The 16,746-nt window shown below is 55.1% G+C and carries 15 protein-coding genes; 8 read left to right on the top strand and 7 right to left on the bottom strand.

Annotated features, from left to right (window positions below; translation table 11 throughout):
• Window positions 1-112: 112 nt before the first annotated feature.
• The 3 genes from EE896_RS06500 to EE896_RS06490 form a co-directional block, all read right to left on the bottom strand.
• Entirely contained in the window at window positions 113-1,579 is a 1,467-nt protein-coding gene (locus tag EE896_RS06500) for an amino acid permease (RefSeq protein ID WP_003854132.1), read from the bottom strand.
• 117 nt (window positions 1,580-1,696) lie between these two features.
• Window positions 1,697-2,563, bottom strand: a complete 867-nt coding sequence (gene yieE / locus EE896_RS06495; RefSeq protein WP_140916262.1) for a DNA-binding transcriptional regulator YeiE — start codon at window positions 2,561-2,563, stop codon at window positions 1,697-1,699.
• A gap of 9 nt (window positions 2,564-2,572) precedes the next feature.
• Window positions 2,573-2,947 (bottom strand): YkvA family protein, encoded by a 375-nt coding sequence (locus tag EE896_RS06490; RefSeq protein WP_003854134.1) that lies wholly within the window; start codon window positions 2,945-2,947, stop codon window positions 2,573-2,575.
• Between the two features lie 106 nt (window positions 2,948-3,053).
• Between EE896_RS06490 and EE896_RS06485 the strand changes: the two genes are divergently transcribed.
• Together EE896_RS06485 and nfo are read left to right on the top strand one after the other, a co-directional pair.
• Entirely contained in the window at window positions 3,054-4,109 is a 1,056-nt protein-coding gene (locus EE896_RS06485; protein ID WP_003854135.1) for a YeiH family putative sulfate export transporter, read from the top strand.
• A gap of 51 nt (window positions 4,110-4,160) precedes the next feature.
• The gene (gene nfo / locus EE896_RS06480; RefSeq protein ID WP_003854136.1) at window positions 4,161-5,006 is read left to right on the top strand and encodes a deoxyribonuclease IV; all 846 of its coding nucleotides are present in this window, start codon (window positions 4,161-4,163) and stop codon (window positions 5,004-5,006) included.
• A gap of 165 nt (window positions 5,007-5,171) precedes the next feature.
• On the opposite strand, the gene fruA is transcribed toward nfo, so the two are convergent.
• From fruA to EE896_RS06460, 4 genes are all read right to left on the bottom strand, one after another.
• Window positions 5,172-6,884, bottom strand: a complete 1,713-nt coding sequence (gene fruA / locus EE896_RS06475) for a PTS fructose transporter subunit IIBC (protein ID WP_110411237.1) — start codon at window positions 6,882-6,884, stop codon at window positions 5,172-5,174.
• 16 nt (window positions 6,885-6,900) lie between these two features.
• Window positions 6,901-7,839: a 1-phosphofructokinase gene (fruK, locus tag EE896_RS06470; RefSeq protein WP_003854138.1), complete on the bottom strand. Its 939-nt coding sequence runs from the start codon at window positions 7,837-7,839 to the stop codon at window positions 6,901-6,903.
• Entirely contained in the window at window positions 7,836-8,966 is a 1,131-nt protein-coding gene (gene fruB, locus EE896_RS06465; protein ID WP_140916264.1) for a fused PTS fructose transporter subunit IIA/HPr protein, read from the bottom strand. Before fruB ends, fruK begins: the two co-directional genes overlap by 4 nt.
• Window positions 8,967-9,238: 272 nt before the next feature.
• Window positions 9,239-9,493 (bottom strand): YkgJ family cysteine cluster protein, encoded by a 255-nt coding sequence (locus tag EE896_RS06460; protein WP_072040357.1) that lies wholly within the window; start codon window positions 9,491-9,493, stop codon window positions 9,239-9,241.
• 163 nt (window positions 9,494-9,656) lie between these two features.
• On the opposite strand from EE896_RS06460, the gene yeiP reads away from it, so the two are divergent.
• The 6 genes from yeiP to EE896_RS06430 all read left to right on the top strand — a co-directional run bounded on the left by yeiP (window position 9,657) and on the right by EE896_RS06430 (window position 16,741).
• Complete coding sequence (gene yeiP, locus EE896_RS06455) at window positions 9,657-10,229, top strand: elongation factor P-like protein YeiP (RefSeq protein ID WP_003854146.1); 573 nt, start codon at window positions 9,657-9,659, stop codon at window positions 10,227-10,229.
• Between the two features lie 73 nt (window positions 10,230-10,302).
• Window positions 10,303-11,271, top strand: a complete 969-nt coding sequence (locus tag EE896_RS06450; protein WP_140916265.1) for a CobW family GTP-binding protein — start codon at window positions 10,303-10,305, stop codon at window positions 11,269-11,271.
• Window positions 11,272-11,313: 42 nt separating this feature from the next.
• Window positions 11,314-12,021 (top strand): phosphatase PAP2 family protein, encoded by a 708-nt coding sequence (locus EE896_RS06445; protein WP_003854148.1) that lies wholly within the window; start codon window positions 11,314-11,316, stop codon window positions 12,019-12,021.
• A 512-nt stretch (window positions 12,022-12,533) separates the two neighbouring features.
• A complete protein-coding gene (gene mepS / locus EE896_RS06440) occupies window positions 12,534-13,109 on the top strand; it encodes a bifunctional murein DD-endopeptidase/murein LD-carboxypeptidase (protein WP_071591717.1) in 576 nt (191 codons plus the stop codon).
• A gap of 216 nt (window positions 13,110-13,325) precedes the next feature.
• Window positions 13,326-14,888, top strand: coding sequence for a cyclic di-GMP phosphodiesterase (locus EE896_RS06435; protein WP_033763094.1), 1,563 nt, complete (start codon window positions 13,326-13,328; stop codon window positions 14,886-14,888).
• Window positions 14,889-14,932: 44 nt separating this feature from the next.
• Window positions 14,933-16,741, top strand: coding sequence for an extracellular solute-binding protein (locus EE896_RS06430; RefSeq protein ID WP_140916267.1), 1,809 nt, complete (start codon window positions 14,933-14,935; stop codon window positions 16,739-16,741).
• Window positions 16,742-16,746: the final 5 nt, after the last annotated feature.

The raw sequence follows: 16,746 nt of genomic DNA, 5'->3' as shown, positions 1-16,746 counted from the left end.
GCTCAGGGCGCATACGTCTTTCGCAAAGACGTATGCGCCTATCGCTTTAAGGCCGGGAGCTGCCTCAAGGCGCTGTGTCAGGTACCTGACTTAACAGCGCCAGCGCACAGTTCTAATCTTTATGAACCGGGAACTCCATCTCGCTGTACTTCACGAAACGGCTGCCGCGCGTCAGCCTGTAGCCGAACCAGATAATCAGGAACAGCGGAAGGCCAATGTAGGTGGCCGCTACGCTGTACCAGTCAATGCTGTCGTTAAGGAATGCCTGATAGTTCTGACCCAGCGTAATGATCAGGCAAAGCACAAAGGCGAAGATCGGCCCCAGCGGGAAGAAGCCGGAACGGTAAGGCAGATCGTTAAGATCATGACCCTGGGCAACATAGCCGCGGCGGAAGCGATAGTGACTGATGGCAATACCCAGCCAGGCGATAAAACCGGTCATGCCTGAGGTATTCAGCAGCCACAGATAGACTTCCTGATTGCCAAACTTAGAGGTCAGGAAGCACAGCCCGGCCACAACGGTCGTCGCCCATAAGGCATTGCGCGGAACGCCGCCTTTGGAGAGTTTCGCGAAAATGCGCGGCGCTTTGCCTTCACTCGCCAGGTTGTAAAGCATACGCGTTGAGGCGTACATACCGGAGTTACCGGCTGACAGCACCGCCGTCAGGATCACCGCATTCATCACCGCTGCCGCAGAGAGCAGACCGGCGTTCTGGAACACCAGGGTGAACGGGCTGACGCTGATATCGTCAATGTCGTTATGCAGCAACTGCGGATCGGTGTACGGCAGGATCAGACTGATAATCAGGATGGCGAACACATAGAACAGCAGGATACGCCAGAAAATCTGCCGCACCGCGCGCGGGATATTTTTCGCCGGATCTTCAGATTCGCCCGCCGCGATACCGATCAGCTCGGTGCCCTGGAAGGAGAATCCCACAATCATCGCCACGCCAATCATTGCCGCAAAGCCACCCGCAAACGGCGCATCGCCAACCTGCCAGTTATGCCAGCCCGCATGCTCCGCACCGCGCATAATGCCGGTAATCATCAGCACGCCAACAATGATAAAGATAATCACGGTGGCCACTTTAATCAGCGAGAACCAGTATTCCGCCTCGCCAAAGCCTTTCACCGAGATGTAGTTAAGCAGGAATATCAGACCCAGGAACAACGCGCTCCAGATCCAGCCTGGCGTGTCAGGGAACCAGTAGGTCATCACCAGCTGGGACGCCACCAGGTCAACCGCGATGGTCACCGCCCAGTTGTACCAGTAGTTCCAGCCGAGGGCGAAGCCAAAGCCCTCTTCAACATATTTCGCGCCGTAGGTGGCGAAAGAACCCGATACGGGCATAAAGGCGGCCAGCTCACCGAGACTGGTCATCAGGAAGTAGACCATCAGGCCGATGAGCATATAGGAGAGAAGTGCTCCACCGGGGCCAGCCTGTGCGATGGTTGCGCCAGAGGCGACAAACAGGCCAGTACCGATTGAGCCGCCGATGGCGATCATCGTCAGATGACGGGCTTTTAACGCACGTCGTAATGCAGGTTGTTGTGTTGTATTTGGGTCATTATGCATGTGTTAACGCTACGCTGGGTAAAAATGAGGCGCGATTGTAGCAGCCAGACCGCCTCTGTATAGCTGATGCCATGCTGTTATAAGTTATGTTCATGATCGCGCCCGAATTATTAGCGGTCACTCACGGCAATAGGACAAAAAGCGCGTCAGCGCTTTTGAAATATGCTTCTGCCGGTGATGAATGCGGTAGAGCGTTCGGGTCAGACGCGGCAACGGAATCGTCAGTTCTGTCAGCGTGCCCGCCTCCAGCAGATCGGCAATCACCCGGCGTGAAAGACAGCTGATCCCCATGCCATGCCGCACTGCATGCTTGATCGCTTCGGAGTTGCCCAGCTCCATGCCCAGCTGAAAACTTGGCAGGTGTGACAACAGCAGATAGTCGACGATTTCACGGGTGCCCGAGCCGCGCTCGCGCAGGATCCAGGGCGCTTCGGCCAGCGTTTTCAGCTTCACCGGCTGTTGCAGGATCGCGGCGTCAGGTGCGGCAAACACCACCAGTTCATCTTCCAGCCAGGGTTCACTGACCAGCTCGGTCATGTGACACGGCCCTTCAATCAACCCGACGTCTACGCGAAAATCGGAAACCGCCTGAATCACATCCTGACTGTTTCCGACGCTCAGCTCCAGCGGCAACCCCGGAAAATCACGGCGATAAGCGGCCATCATGCCCGGCAGCAGATAGTTACCGATGGTGCTGCTGGCGAAGATGCGAATTGCGCCGTTATCCTCTTTGAACAATTGCTCAATTTCACCTGCCTGCTCCAGCAGTCCTACCGCACGCGGATAGAGCAGCCGCCCGTGCTCATTTAGCACCAGCCGTTTGCCGACCCGATCAAACAGCTGCACCCCAAGTTGACTCTCCAGATCGGCCAGCGCCGCGCTGACTGCGGACTGCGACAGCGCCAGCAACTGCGAAGCCTGCGTCGTTGAACCGCTTTTGAGCACTTCGGTGAACACTTCGATTTGCCGCAGCGTAATGTGCATTGTTGCCTCTTAACTCAATGAATGCCTGACAAGATAAATCATTAATGCCAGCCAGAGCAGCCCGGCGATGCCCAGCCAGCCTGCCATTTTTTTACCGCGCGCACGCTGAGACTGCGCTTTCGCGATGCTGCTGATACGCACGTCTTTCGGCAGCAACCGCATCAGCACCATGACGCCCGTCGGGATAATCACCGCGTCATCCAGCAGACCAACAAACGGGATCACATCCGGGATGAGATCGATCGGGCTGACGCCATACGCGACCAGCCCCAGCATCGCCACTTTGTTCCACCAGGGCGTGCGCGGATCGCGAAAGGCAAACCACAGCACCCGGGCATCTCTTTTGATCAGCGTCGCCCAGCGGCGCAGACGCGAAACTATCATGATTGCGGCCTTATCGTTTATTCTGGTCAATTATAAATATATTATCAATTTCACTTTTAAGCCAGTCGCCGTCATGATCATGACTCAACCATGAGGAGTGACCACCATGACCGAACTGAGCATCGCTAAACCCCATCATCCTGTTACGCTCTGGTTCCCCGGTCTGCTGCTGACTGCCGCGATTGCCGCGGCTGCCAGCTGGCTCGCACAGCAACCGGTGGTGGCAGCAGCGGGGCTGGGTTCACTGACCCTGGCAATCATGCTGGGCATCCTGGTCGGCAATAGCGTCTATACGCCTCTGGCGTCGCGCTGCGACAGCGGCGTGATACTGGCTAAGCAGAAGCTGCTGCGGCTGGGGATCATCCTGTTTGGATTTCGCATCACCTTACAACAGATTGCCGACGTTGGTTTTAGCGGCATCCTGATTGATGCGCTGACGCTGAGCAGCACCTTCTTTATTACCTGCCTGCTGGGCATCCGGCTGCTGAAACTGGATCGCGATACCGTCTGGCTGATTGGCGCGGGCAGCAGCATCTGTGGGGCAGCGGCCGTACTGGCGACCGAGCCAGTGGTAAAAGCCGCCTCCTCGAAAGTGGCGGTGGCTATTGCAACCGTGGTGCTGTTCGGCACGCTGGCAATCTTTATCTATCCAATGCTGTGGCCGCTGGCGCACCATCTTTTTCCAGGCCTGAGTGCATCGCAGTTTGGGGTATTTACCGGTTCGACCATCCATGAAGTGGCACAGGTCGTGGCTGCCGGACACAGCATCAGTCCCGATGCCGAGAACAGCGCGGTGATTGCCAAAATGCTGCGGGTGATGATGCTGGCCCCGTTCCTGCTCTGCCTGAGTGCAGTGCTACGCGGCAAACGCAAAGCGAGCAACGCGCGTCAGCCGGTGACGTTTCCCTGGTTCGCCCTGCTGTTTATCGCAGTCGCGCTGTTTAACTCGCTGCAGCTGCTGCCTGCCACGGTAGTGGCCACGCTGAACGAGCTGGCGGGTCTGCTGCTGGCGATGGCGATGGCGGCTCTGGGATTAACCACCCGTTTTAGCGCATTACGTGAGGCGGGCGTTAAACCGCTGCTGCTGGGCGCACTGGTATTTGGCTGGTTAATCGCGGGTGGCGGCACCATCAATCTGCTGGTGCAACATTTCATGGGCTAACAGCATCGGGTATCATGCCGTTTCATCCGTGCATAGCCCCAGGAGAAAGGCATGAAATATATCGGCGCACACGTGAGTGCGGCAGGTGGTGTGGATCAGGCAGTGATTCGCGCCCATGAAATAGAAGCCACCGCCTTTGCCCTCTTTACTAAAAATCAGCGTCAGTGGAAGGCCGCCCCGCTCTCCACTGAGGTGATTGATGCTTTTCGCGCCGCCTGCGAGACGTACAAATTCAGTCCGCAGCAAATTCTGCCGCACGACAGTTTTCTGATTAACCTCGGTCATCCGGTTGAAGAGGCGCTGGAGAAATCCCGCGCGGCCTTTATTGATGAATTAAAACGTTGTGACCAGCTCGGCCTGACGCTGCTGAACTTCCATCCCGGCAGCCATCTGCATCAGATTGAAGAAGAGGCCTGCCTGAAGCGGATTGCGGAGTCGATCAACATCGCCCTCGACCAGAGCCAGAATGTGACCGCCGTCATTGAGAATACCGCCGGTCAGGGCAGTAACCTCGGATTCCGCTTCGAGCACCTCGCCACCATTATTGAACATGTCGAAGATAAGTCGCGCGTCGGCGTCTGCATTGATACCTGTCATGCGTTTGCTGGCGGGTATGACCTGCGTACCGAAGCGGACTGCGAGGCAACCTTTGCTGAGTTTGAGCGCATTGTCGGCTTTGATTATCTGCGCGGTATGCACCTTAACGATGCCAAAAGCGCCTTCGACAGTCGCGTTGACCGCCATCACAGCCTGGGTGAAGGGAATATCGGCAAAACCGTATTTAGCTGGCTGATGAAAGATCCGCGGTTTGATGGTATTCCGTTAATTCTTGAGACTATTAATCCCGACATCTGGAAAGATGAGATTGCCTGGCTGAAAGCTGAACAGCAGGGATAGAAAAAGGGAGCCAGCTGGCTCCGAGATTTTTGACAAAGTCAGGCCTGGTTGCTGTAAGACTGAGCCTGAACAGGGAACAAGGTCAGATCGGAAAGACGTAAAAGCAAACAGGGAGCCACCGGCTCCCTGTTATTATCACTTCAGCAGATTATGCATTTCTGCACATCAGGCTTTCGCCAGCTGCTCTTCCGGACGTTTCAGTATCGCATAGCCCAGACCCGCAACCGCAGTACCGATGACAATCGACATCAGATAACCGACAACCGGGGTAATGGCGCCAGGGATCAGCAGTACAAACAGTCCACCGTGCGGTGCCATCAGTTTCGCGCCAATCGCCATGGAGATCGCGCCGGTGATTGCGCCGCCCACGATACAGCAAGGCAGAACACGCATCGGGTCACGGGCTGCGAATGGAATCGCACCTTCAGAGATAAAGCAGAGACCCAGAACCAGTGCCGCTTTACCACCTTCCTGCTGACCTTTGTTGAATTTACGACGGGCAACCAGCGTAGCCAGACCCATCGCCAGCGGTGGCACCATACCGGCTGCCATGATGGCGGCCATCGGTGCATACGTCTGCGAACTCAGTAAGCCGACGCCAAATGCGTAAGCCACTTTGTTCACCGGACCGCCCATATCGGTACACATCATGCCGCCCAGGATTGCGCCCAGCAGGACCGCATTCGCCGTGCCCATGTTAGCCAGCCAGTGTGTCAGGCCATTCATGATGCCCGCAACCGGTTTGCCCACCACGTAGATCATCAGCAGGCCGGTGATCAGACTCGCGAACAGCGGGATAATCAATATCGGTTTCAGCGCTTCCATACTCTGCGGCAGTTTGACTTTGCCGCTGATCAGCTTCGCTGCATAACCGGCAATAAAGCCCGCGATAATACCGCCTAAGAAGCCTGCATTGATGCTGGTGGCGATCATACCGCCAATCAGACCTGGCGTCAGACCCGGACGGTCAGCGATGGAGAAGGCGATAAAGCCCGCCAGCACTGGTACCATCAGAGCAAAAGCGCTGCCCCCACCGATTTGCATCAGCGCAGCGGCCAGAGTGCCCTGTTCTTTAAACGCTGTGATACCAAAAGCAAACGACAGGGCGATGCTCAGACCACCCGCGACCACCATCGGCAGCATGTAAGAAACACCGGTCAGCAGGTGACGATAAGCCCCTGCCCCGCCTTTCTTCTCTTCTTCACTGCTATTGCTCTGTCCACCAGCCACCGCTTTATACGGCTTCGCTTCTGCAACCGCTTTATCCAGTTCCTGCGCGGTTTTCTTCAGCGCCAGACCGGTTGAGGTGCGGTACATCGGCTTCCCGTCAAATTTCGCCAGATCCACTTCGATGTCAGCTGCGACGATCACCAGATCGGCGGCAGCAACTTCTTCCGGGGTGATGGCGTTACCCGCACCCACTGAACCGCGAGTTTCAACTTTCACCCACCAGCCGCGACGGGTCGCTTCAGCCTGAATAGCTTCGGCAGCCATAAAGGTGTGTGCCACGCCGGTCGGACAGGCGGTAACGGCCACAACGCGTTTCTGCGCGCCAGCCTGAGCCGGTGCTGCAGCTGATGCACCTGCAGGTGTTGCCACAGCCGCAGGAGCCTGCCAGGTTTTGGCTTCAGCTTTGGCGCGGTTAAGGAAGGTTTCCGGCTCGCGGACCGCCAGCTGGATATCACCCAGCCAGACCGCTTTGCCGTTCAGCGCCGCATCATCCGGCACGTTTTTACCCAGCACAATCGCCAGTTCAGCGTCGGCAGGGTTCTCAGTCAGGGTCAGGCCCGCAGCAGCTGCGGCGGCAGCCAGACGTTGTTGCGCCATATATGCGGAAGCCAGTCCCAGTGTAGGGTCTTTAATCAGCAGCGTTTTCATTATCGCTCTCCTGCTGTCAGTTAACGGGTTGTAAGTCGACACGCGCCATCATTGCGGCCAACTGCGTACGATCGGAAACGCCAACGTTGCTCTGGCTGACGGCCATCGCCGCCACGGCAGTCGCAAGACGCAGCGTGTGTTCGCTGGATTCACGCATCAGCAGGCCATAAATCAGGCCGCCCACCATCGAATCACCGGCACCCACGGTGCTGACGACTTCACACACCGGCGGTTTAGCAATCCATTCGCCTGACGCGTTGACCCACAGTGCGCCTTCCGCGCCCAATGAAATCACCACATGGGCGATGCCCTGCTCGCGCAGTTCGTGCGCAGCGCCAATCACATCCTGCAGACCAGGCAGTTTGCGACCGGCCCAGATCTCCAGCTCACGGCGGTTAGGTTTCACCAGCCATGGTGCGGCTTTCAGTCCTGCCACCAGCGCCTCGCGGCTGCTGTCGAAGATAATGCAGGGGCAGTGAGTACGCAGTTCGGTCATCCAGCGGGTAAAGGCATCGTGATCAACGCCTTCTGGCAGGCTGCCGCTGACGCAGACCATGTCGAACTGGCCCAGCCAGGTCAGAGAATCAGCCGTAAAACGATCCCAGTCCTGACCCGTGACCTGGAAACCGGAGAAGTTGAGATCGGTAACGTCGCCGGTCTGTTCAGTGAGTTTAACGTTAATACGGGTACGGCCCGGCACCACCTGGAAACGGTTGGCAATGCCCAGCTCGCTGAACAGCTGCTGGAAGCCGTCCTGATTCTCTTTACCCAGGAATCCACCCACGGTGACATCGATACCCAGGTCTTTCAGGACTTTAGCAACGTTGATGCCCTTGCCCGCCGCGTGCAGCCCGGTGGTTTTCACCAGGTTGACTTCGCCGCGTTCAATTTCAGGGGTATATCCCACCAGGTCATACGCCGGATTCAGCGTGATGGTGGCGACGCGTCTGCTCATGCTGCCCCCTCGCCCAGACCGCTGTTGATCGCCTCTTCAATGGCGATCAGCGCCTGCTGTGCATCGTCACCGCTGGCGGTAAAGCGCAGGCGATGGCCTTTCTTCACGCCCAGCGCAACCACTTTCATCAGGCTACGGCCGTTAGCAGGTTTACCGCTGCCGTCGAGATTGGTCACAGTGATGTCGCAGTTGAACTGCTTGATTACGCTAACCAGCGCGGTGCCTGGACGGGCATGGAGACCATGCTCGTTGCGAATAGTGAATTCTGCGGTCAGCACCTCAGCCTGCTCATCAACTTCGCTGGTCAGCAGTGCGTAAACGCCTGCTGCATCCGCTTTAAGCAGGCGATCTGCTTTGTTCTGCTGCAGTAATGCGCTGAGGTAACCCAGCACTTCCAGTGGACGTTCATCGGTCGCTGAAACGCTGATTAACAGCGCCGCGGATTCGCCCTGATGGTCGAATGCATGTTCAGCGCGGCTGATGGCAACACCGCTGCGCAGGTTGCCGAGGCTGCTGTCGCTGAGCCAGATGCCCTGACCCAGATTCAGCGGAGCCGTCGAGACCACGTCTGCGACGTAGCTCGCATCCACCACACCCGCGGACTGCAGCCGGCCAGCATTCATTGCCTGCAGAGTGATCAGATCGCTGGCAGCGACGTTGAGCGTAATTAATGAGGTGTCGAAGCTGAACTCGGCGGCCTGTTTTTCGCCCATCAGCAACGCACGGAGATCTTCAGCAGAGGCGGTTTTGAGCTGTTCAGCAATGGTGTCATCGCTCAGAACATGGGTCAGCTGACGCAGCAGCGCCAGATGCTCATCCGACTTAGCGGCAATCCCGATGGCGACATAAGCAGTCTGATCGTCACCCCAGGCAATGCCCTGCGGGAACTGAAACACCTGAACACCGGTTTTCAGGACCATGTCGCGGGTATCGGTGGTGCCATGGGGAATTGCGATGCCGTTGCCGAGGAACGTTGAGGTTTGCTGTTCGCGGGCCAGCATGCCATTGACGTAGCCTTCCGTCACATTACCCGCAGCGGTTAACGCGGCAGCAACCTGACGAATGGCCTCTTCTTTATTCTGGGCGCTGGCTCCGGTATGGATGGCCTGCAATTCGAGCTGGAACATAATTCTCCTCGCTTGCTGAGATTGAATCGTTTCAGCCAGTGGGGATTTTTTTACGCCATGCTGTTGAAAACAGGTGGCGCAGTCACCGCTGAAACGTTTCAGGGATTGTGGTACAGCAATTTTGCGGAGGCAAGAGAATGCGCAAACGGCGTAACAGATTTTTGACGTTACGCACATTTCAGGAGGATTAAGGGGAATAAAAAGTGAACAGGCTGACGCGGTTGCTGTAATGCAGAGATCTGTGGACCGAAAATGTCAGCAGCGTCAGCGCTTCAGGGGGTAGTATCGGCTTCGAGCTGAAGTAAGTATGTCATCGCCTCCTGGCGTGAGTTGCCACACATGCTGTATGCAGGCTGCAGGCCTGCGCAGACGGCAGGACGCAATGGCGAACCAAACAGTTTGCAGCGCAGTGAGTCATCGAGCTGAACGCAGGGCGTGTTCGCGGGCTTGCCGTCAGGCATGCCAGGAATGGGTGAAGAGATCGAGGGCGCTGTACAACAGGCACCGCACTGGCTACGGCATTGCATGCTGTGCTCCGGCAGAGAAAGTCGCGGCGACAATAGCAGTCCGGGGCAGAAATTGCCATGAAAGCCGCGGCCTGACATAAAATTTCGCCACCACCATATTGCCAGTTTTCACCGGCACGCGTAACGTTGCGCGCACTTCACTCTCAAGATAGCGAGAACAGCAATGCCAAAAGCCAATGAAATCAAAAAAGGGATGGCCGTCACGCACAACGGTAAACTGCTGCTGGTTAAAGACATTGATGTCCAGAGCCCCAGCGCACGCGGTGCTGCCACCCTGTATAAAATGCGCTTTACCGATGTCCGCACCGGTTTAAAAGTTGAAGAGCGGTTCAAAGGCGACGAGATTATTGATGCGATTTCGCTCAGCCGTCGCAGCGTCACCTTCTCTTATATAGATGGTGACGAATATATTTTCATGGATGATGAGGATTACACCCCTTACTCCTTTAAGCAGGAGCAGATCGAAGAAGAGCTGCTGTTTATCCCTGAAGGCGGCATCCCTGGCATTCACGTGCTGACGATGGAGGGTCAGGTACTGGCGCTGGAACTGCCACAAACCGTGGATATGGAGATCGTGGATACTTCACCAGGCATTAAAGGGGCCTCCGCCAGCGCCCGTACCAAACCAGCCGGAATGAGCACAGGCCTCTCTATTCAGGTTCCGGAATATTTGAGCAACGGTGACCGCATCCGCATCCATATCGCTGAACGCCGTTACATGGGCCGCGCTGACTAACCGCCAGCCTGCTGCTGATCGCGATAATGTTATAGTATTACACTATTGCGTTATTTTCTGGCGGGGGCGTCCCATGACACGCGTTAATCTGATTACCGGTTTTTTGGGCAGCGGCAAAACCACGCTGCTCTGCCATCTGCTGGCAGCGCGGCCCGCAGGAGAAAAGTGGGCAGTGCTGGTCAATGAATTTGGCGAGATTGGGATCGACGGAGCCCTGCTGGCCGATCGCGGTGCCACGCTGAAGGAGATTCCCGGCGGCTGCCTGTGCTGCGTTAACGGTCTGCCGATGCAGGTTGGGCTGAATATGCTGCTGAAGAGCAAGCCCGACCGACTGCTGATTGAGCCAACGGGTCTGGGCCATCCGCGTCAGGTGTTGCAGATGTTAAGTGCGCCGGTGTATCAGGCGTGGCTGCAACTGAACGCCACTCTGACGCTGCTGGATGCTCGTCAACTGGCTGAGCCGCGTATTGTTGCCAATGAAAACTTTCGCGATCAACTCGCTGCCGCCGACATTATTATTGCTAATAAGCGCGACTGCTGGAGCGAAGAGGACCGTCAGCGCCTGGCTGACTGGCAGCAGCAGATGCAGCCTGCTCGTCCTCTGATACAGACCGAATTCGGTCAAGTCCCCCTTTCCCTGCTTGATGCCCCTTATCTGCCGCGCGACCTCCCTGCGCCGCATCACTATCATTCGTCGCCCCCGACCAGCGGTCTGGCGGCATTACGACTGGATGGCGAGGCGCGATGGCGTCGGGCGCTGAACCACGGCCAGGGCTATAGCGCCTGCGGCTGGCTGTTTGATGCTGACACGCTGTTTAGCCGCGATGCGCTGCTGGAGTGGGTCCGGCTGGCAGCGGTCGATCGCATTAAAGGGGTAATGCGCACGCCAGAAGGCACAATGCGTATTAACTGCCAGGCAAAAGAGTTGCAAAGTGAGACATTCACCTCACTGCCGCCCGATAGCCGTATTGAGATCATCCATTCTCAGCAGGTCGACTGGAATCAGCTACAATCGGCATTGTTGAAGTGCCGTTTACGCTAAGACAGGTATTGTCGGCGGTTATTTTTTTAATGAGTTTTAATTATGCGCGTAACCCGCCTTATTACTATCCTGCTGCTCAATGCACTGGGCATAGTGCTGTTTCTTTCCTGGTATTTGCCGCCTGAACACGGTTTCTGGTTTGGCATCGATAAATCTGTTTTCTTTGGCTTCAATAATCAGATGGGCACTCATCCGCTCTTCGCGCTGATCGTCGCTATCACCAATTTTCGTGGTTTTGATGCGGTATCCCTGCTGGCGATGGGTCTGCTTTATCTGTCGATCTGGCGGCAGGAAACGCCAGAGGCCAGGCGTCGGATGCTGGCCATTGGTATCACCATGTTGTTAACCGCCGTGGTGCTTAATCAGCTGGGCCATTTATTGCCCGTGAAACACTCGAGTCCGACGCGATTCTTTGATCACGTTTATCGCGTCAGTGAATTAACCGGTATTCCCGCTAAAGATGCCTCAAAAGACAGTTTCCCTGGGGACCACGGTATGATGCTGATCATCTTCGCCTGCTTTATCTGGCGTTATTTTGGTTTCAGCCGTTTTATCGTTGCCGCCGCTATTGTGGTGATATTTTCACTGCCGCGCGTCATGGCGGGCGCGCACTGGTTTACCGATATTGCCGTCGGTTCACTGTCGGTCGTTTTAGTCGGACTGAGCTGGTGGCTATTAACACCAGCGAGTGACGTATTGGTTAACTGGTTTTATCGCAAATTACCGGGTAAATATAAGCCCGTGATGTAAATGTTAAGCGCGGTCGGTTTACCCGCCAGGTTCATAACCGCCCGCGCTTATAAAAAACAGCCCCTCACTATTAGGCTGCTAATTAAATTCACGAAAAGAAAAGGTTATGACCCGGCTTACGCGTTAACGGGTCTTCACACCAGGCTGTCAATTAAGAAAACACTGAAACAGCAGGCTATGCCCCGAATTGACCTCCCTTTCATCCCCTGTTCTCACCATTATTTCCCCACAATTGTCTCTAAAATAGTCAGTGTGTTACAGTTTGATTCTCATCAAAAAAACCTATATGAAATTGATTAAAAGCACTCGCCACGGCGTCTGTAATCAGTTAACCTCAGTCGCAGTGAGACTACAGCGGCAGAAAATTCAGATTTTTTACCGTTAAAGTGTGTCCATTAACACATTTTAGTAATTAAGGATTTGTCTTAGCCTGTTTCGCTTATTAATCTCCCTGTTTTGTCATCTGGCTGGCGACAATTTTGTCGTAAGGAAATCGAAGGAAAACCCGAATAATGGTCAAGTCTCAACCAATACTGAGATATATAATGCGGATCGTGCCCGCATTGGCGCTAGCCACACTCCTCTCAGCTTGTAGCAGTACCCATAGCAGTCAAAACGCGAATAACGAGAATCATGAAGTTAACAACCACAATGGTTTTTTACTTCAGGCGTCTCAGGATGAGTTTGAAGAAATGGTGCGTAACGTCGATGTTAAGTCGCGCATCATGGAACAATACGCCGTCTGGAAAGGTGTGCGCTATCGCCTCGGTGGCGATACCAAACGCGGGATCGATTGTTCCGCCTTTGTACAACGCACCTTCCGCGATCAGTTTGGCTTAGAATTACCTCGTTCTACCTCTGAGCAACAAGACACAGGCAAAGAGATCACCCGCAGTAAATTACGCCCTGGCGATCTGGTGATGTTCCGTGCCGGTTCAACGGGCCGCCACGTGGGCATTTACCTGGGTAACGATAACTTTGTTCATGCATCTACCAGCAGTGGCGTGATGATCTCCAGTCTCAATGATGACTACTGGAAAAAGCGTTACCGTGAAGGGCGTCGTGTATTAAGTCGTAACCCGACCTGATTATCACCTTCGATTTTCTCTCGCCAGAGAACAAGAAACGCTGCCTGTGCAGCGTTTTTTTTCGTGCCTGAAGATGGCAGGCAGATTTTTATCAGATAAAAGCATTGTATTTCAGATAAATAACGAGACATTTCAGACTCTCTCGTTATATTCTCGGTCGCTTAAACCGAAGCAGTCGTGCGCAATAACATAATAATAATTTATCAGGAGCACCTCATGCCATTGTCGGGGGCACTACGGCGCCGTGACACTACTCCTCGCCGTATCGCATGCAGTAGCGCGATGGCTGGCGGCTTATTCTTTCTTTTGTTCGCCGTACTCTCTTTTCACCAGACCTGGCAGAAGCGCGAACGGCAGCATCAGCAACTGCTGGAGAACAGTCGCACGGCATTGCAGCAAACGCTCTCCACTTTGATTAACAGCACTCTCACTCCCCTGCTTCCGTTTACCCACACTGCCTGCCATAACATAGATCGTGAACTGACCTCACGCGCCGCCTTTGCCGGAAACCTTCGCGCCATTCTGCTGGTTGATAACGGTACAGCCTTTTGCTCGTCAGCGACCGGCAGTTTTAGTCTGCCACTTAATGTGATTGCGCCGCACAGTGACATTTCTCGCGATACCGACCTGCAACTGATGCCAGGCACGCCGTTGCAGCCGAATAAACCGGTGCTGGCCTTGTGGATCAAAAATCCAGGCAGCCTGCAGTCAGGCGTTTTCGCGACGCTCAATATCACTCTCGCGCCTTATCAGCTGCTGGCGTCCCGGCGACCGGAAATCACCGGCATGGCACTCATGGCACAGCGCAGCGCCTTAACCAGCTGGCAGTCCGGCCTCATTGAGAATAAAAACCTGCCGACGCCCCTGCACCAGCAGGCGCTGACAGGGTATCCGCTCCAGTTTGTCGTGTACGGCTCTACTCTGGCAGTCAGCGACTATCAAACTATCCTGCTAAGTGGCCTGTTGCTGTCGCTGCTGTTTGCAGGGGGATGGTGGCTACTGTTGTCGGTGTATCAGCGTCCCGGCAGAGAGCTGATTCGGGCCATGAAACGCGGCGAGTTTCACGTTGAGTATCAGCCGCTGGTGACGTCTCATGATGGCCAGCCTTATGGTATGGAAGCATTATTACGCTGGACTCACCCGACGAAAGGCCCGGTTCCGCCCGATGTCTTTATTCATTTTGCAGAATCACAGAATCTGATTATTCCGCTGACGCGGCATCTGTTTCAGCTGGTTTCCCGTGATGCACATCTGCTGTGTCATACCATTCCCCGTCATGCCAGCCTGAGTCTCAACATTTCGCCCCTGCATCTGGCTGACAGTGGTTTCCGTCAGGATGTGCTGCACTGGCTTGATACCATGCCTGCGGGACACTTTAACTATGTGTTTGAGATTACTGAGCGAGCCATGGTGCGGGATGAAAACGTCGGAGAACTGTTTGACTGGCTGCATCAGCAGCAGATTCATATTGCTATTGATGATTTTGGTACCGGGCATAGCGCGTTAATCTATCTGGAACGTTATGACTTTGATTACCTCAAAATCGATCGCGGTTTTGTTCAGAGCATCGGTACAGACACCCTGACCTCACCGGTTCTGGATTCCGTGTTGCAACTGGCGAAGAAACTCAACTTAAAGAGTGTGGCCGAAGGCGTTGAGACCGGTGAGCAGGCCACCTGGTTAATTAATCGTGGTGTAACGCATTTGCAGGGTTATATCTTTAGCCGTCCGTTACGGCCAGAAACGCTGATAGACTATTTCCGTCGTCATAAGGCCTGACATGACCTGGCCTGAAACGCCCCGGACATCTGACTGGAGGAATCATGCTGTTTCGCTTTGGACTCATACTGCTGTGTGGCCTGCTCAGCGCCCAGCTGCTGGCTGCCTCTGTCCAGCAAAGCTATGCATTCACCCAGGCTGGTGAAGCAAAATATCCGCCCGGTTTCAGCCATTACGACTATGCCAACCCCAGCGCGCCCAAAGGGGGCAGCATCACCCTGGCGGTGATCGGTACCTATGACAACTTCAATCGCTATGCCTCACGCGGCAATCCAGGCATTAACACCGGCTCGCTTTATGACGGGCTTTACACCAGTTCAGACGATGAACCCGGCAGCTATTATCCGCTGATTGCCGAGTCGGCGCGCTATGCCAGCGATTTTTCGTGGATCGAGATCCAGATGAATCCCCACGCCCGCTTCCAGGATGGCACACCGATCACCGCCCGCGACGTGGCGTTCACCTTTGAAAAATTCATGACTGAGGGCGTGCCCCAGTTCCGCGTCGCCTACCGTGGCGTTAGCGTAAAAGCGCTGAACGACCTCAAAGTGCGTATAGAAGCACAGAAGCCGGATAAAGACCTGCTGCTTGGATTACTGACGCTGCCGGTGATCGCCGAGTCATTCTGGCACGATAAAAAGTTTAATGAACCGTTAAGCGCACCGCCGTTGTCGAGCGGACCCTATCGCATTATCCGCTGGAAGCTGGGCCAGTTTATTGAGTTCAGCCGGGTAAAAGATTACTGGGCCGCCGATCTGCCGGTAAACCGCGGACGTTTTAATTTTGATCGCATGCGCTATGACTACTATCTGGATGACAATGTGGCGTTTGAGGCCTTTAAGGCTGGCGCTTTCGACTGGCGTGAAGAGACTTCGGCGAAGAAATGGGCCACCCAGTATCGCGGCCGCCATTTCGACGATGGCAGCATCGTCAAAGAGACTATGCCCAATGACGCTGCTATTGATACCCGCTGGCTGGCATTTAACAATGAAAAACCGCTGTTTCAGGATCGACGCGTGCGTCAGGCTATCTCACTGATGTTCGATTTCGAGTGGATGAACAAAGCGCTTTACTACGGAGCCTGGCATCGCGCCAGCAGCTATTTCCAGAACACGGAGTATGCTGCCAGTGGTGTGCCGGATGCACAGCAACGGGCGCTGCTTGAACCCTGGCGCGCACAACTGCCGCCAGAGCTGTTCAGCCAGCCCTATCAGCCACAAAAAACGGATGGCAGCGGCTATGACCGCGCCAGTCTGTTAACCGCATTTGACCTGTTAAAACAGGCGGGCTGGCAGATTAAAAATCGCCGCCTGGTCAATGATAAAACCGGTCAGCCGTTCACCGCAGAGTTGCTGTTACGCAGCGGTTCTGACATCGACTGGGCACTCCCGCTGCAGCACAATCTTTCGCGGCTTGGCATTACGCTGAATCTGCGGCAGATCGACAGCTCGCAGTATCTGCGGCGCAAACGGGAAGGTGACTACGATATGATTGCCACCGCCTATTCAGCGATGCCCATCCCGACGTCCAGCCTGCAGATCCTCTGGCACTCCGACTACATCAATTCGTCGTGGAACAGTGCGCGGGTTAAAGATCCGATAGTGGATCACTTTGTGAAACAGATTGTGGCGCATCAGGACGATCCTGCTGAACTTCGTCCGCTGGCACAGGCGCTGGATCGGGTGCTGCTGTGGAATGCCTATATGATCCCAATGTGGTACAACGCTGAACAGCGGCTGGCATACTGGGATAAGTTTTCTCACCCTGCACGCAAGCCCGCCTACAGTACAGGGCTGGAAAACTGGTGGTACGACACAAACAAAGCCGGACGCCTGCCGGCCAGTAAACGCTAAGGAGA

The organism is Pantoea eucalypti (assembly GCF_009646115.1).
Taxonomy (GTDB): Bacteria; Pseudomonadota; Gammaproteobacteria; order Enterobacterales; family Enterobacteriaceae; genus Pantoea; species Pantoea eucalypti.
Note: the sequence above shows the minus strand (reverse complement) of the source record. Positions and strands in the feature narration are given on the sequence as shown.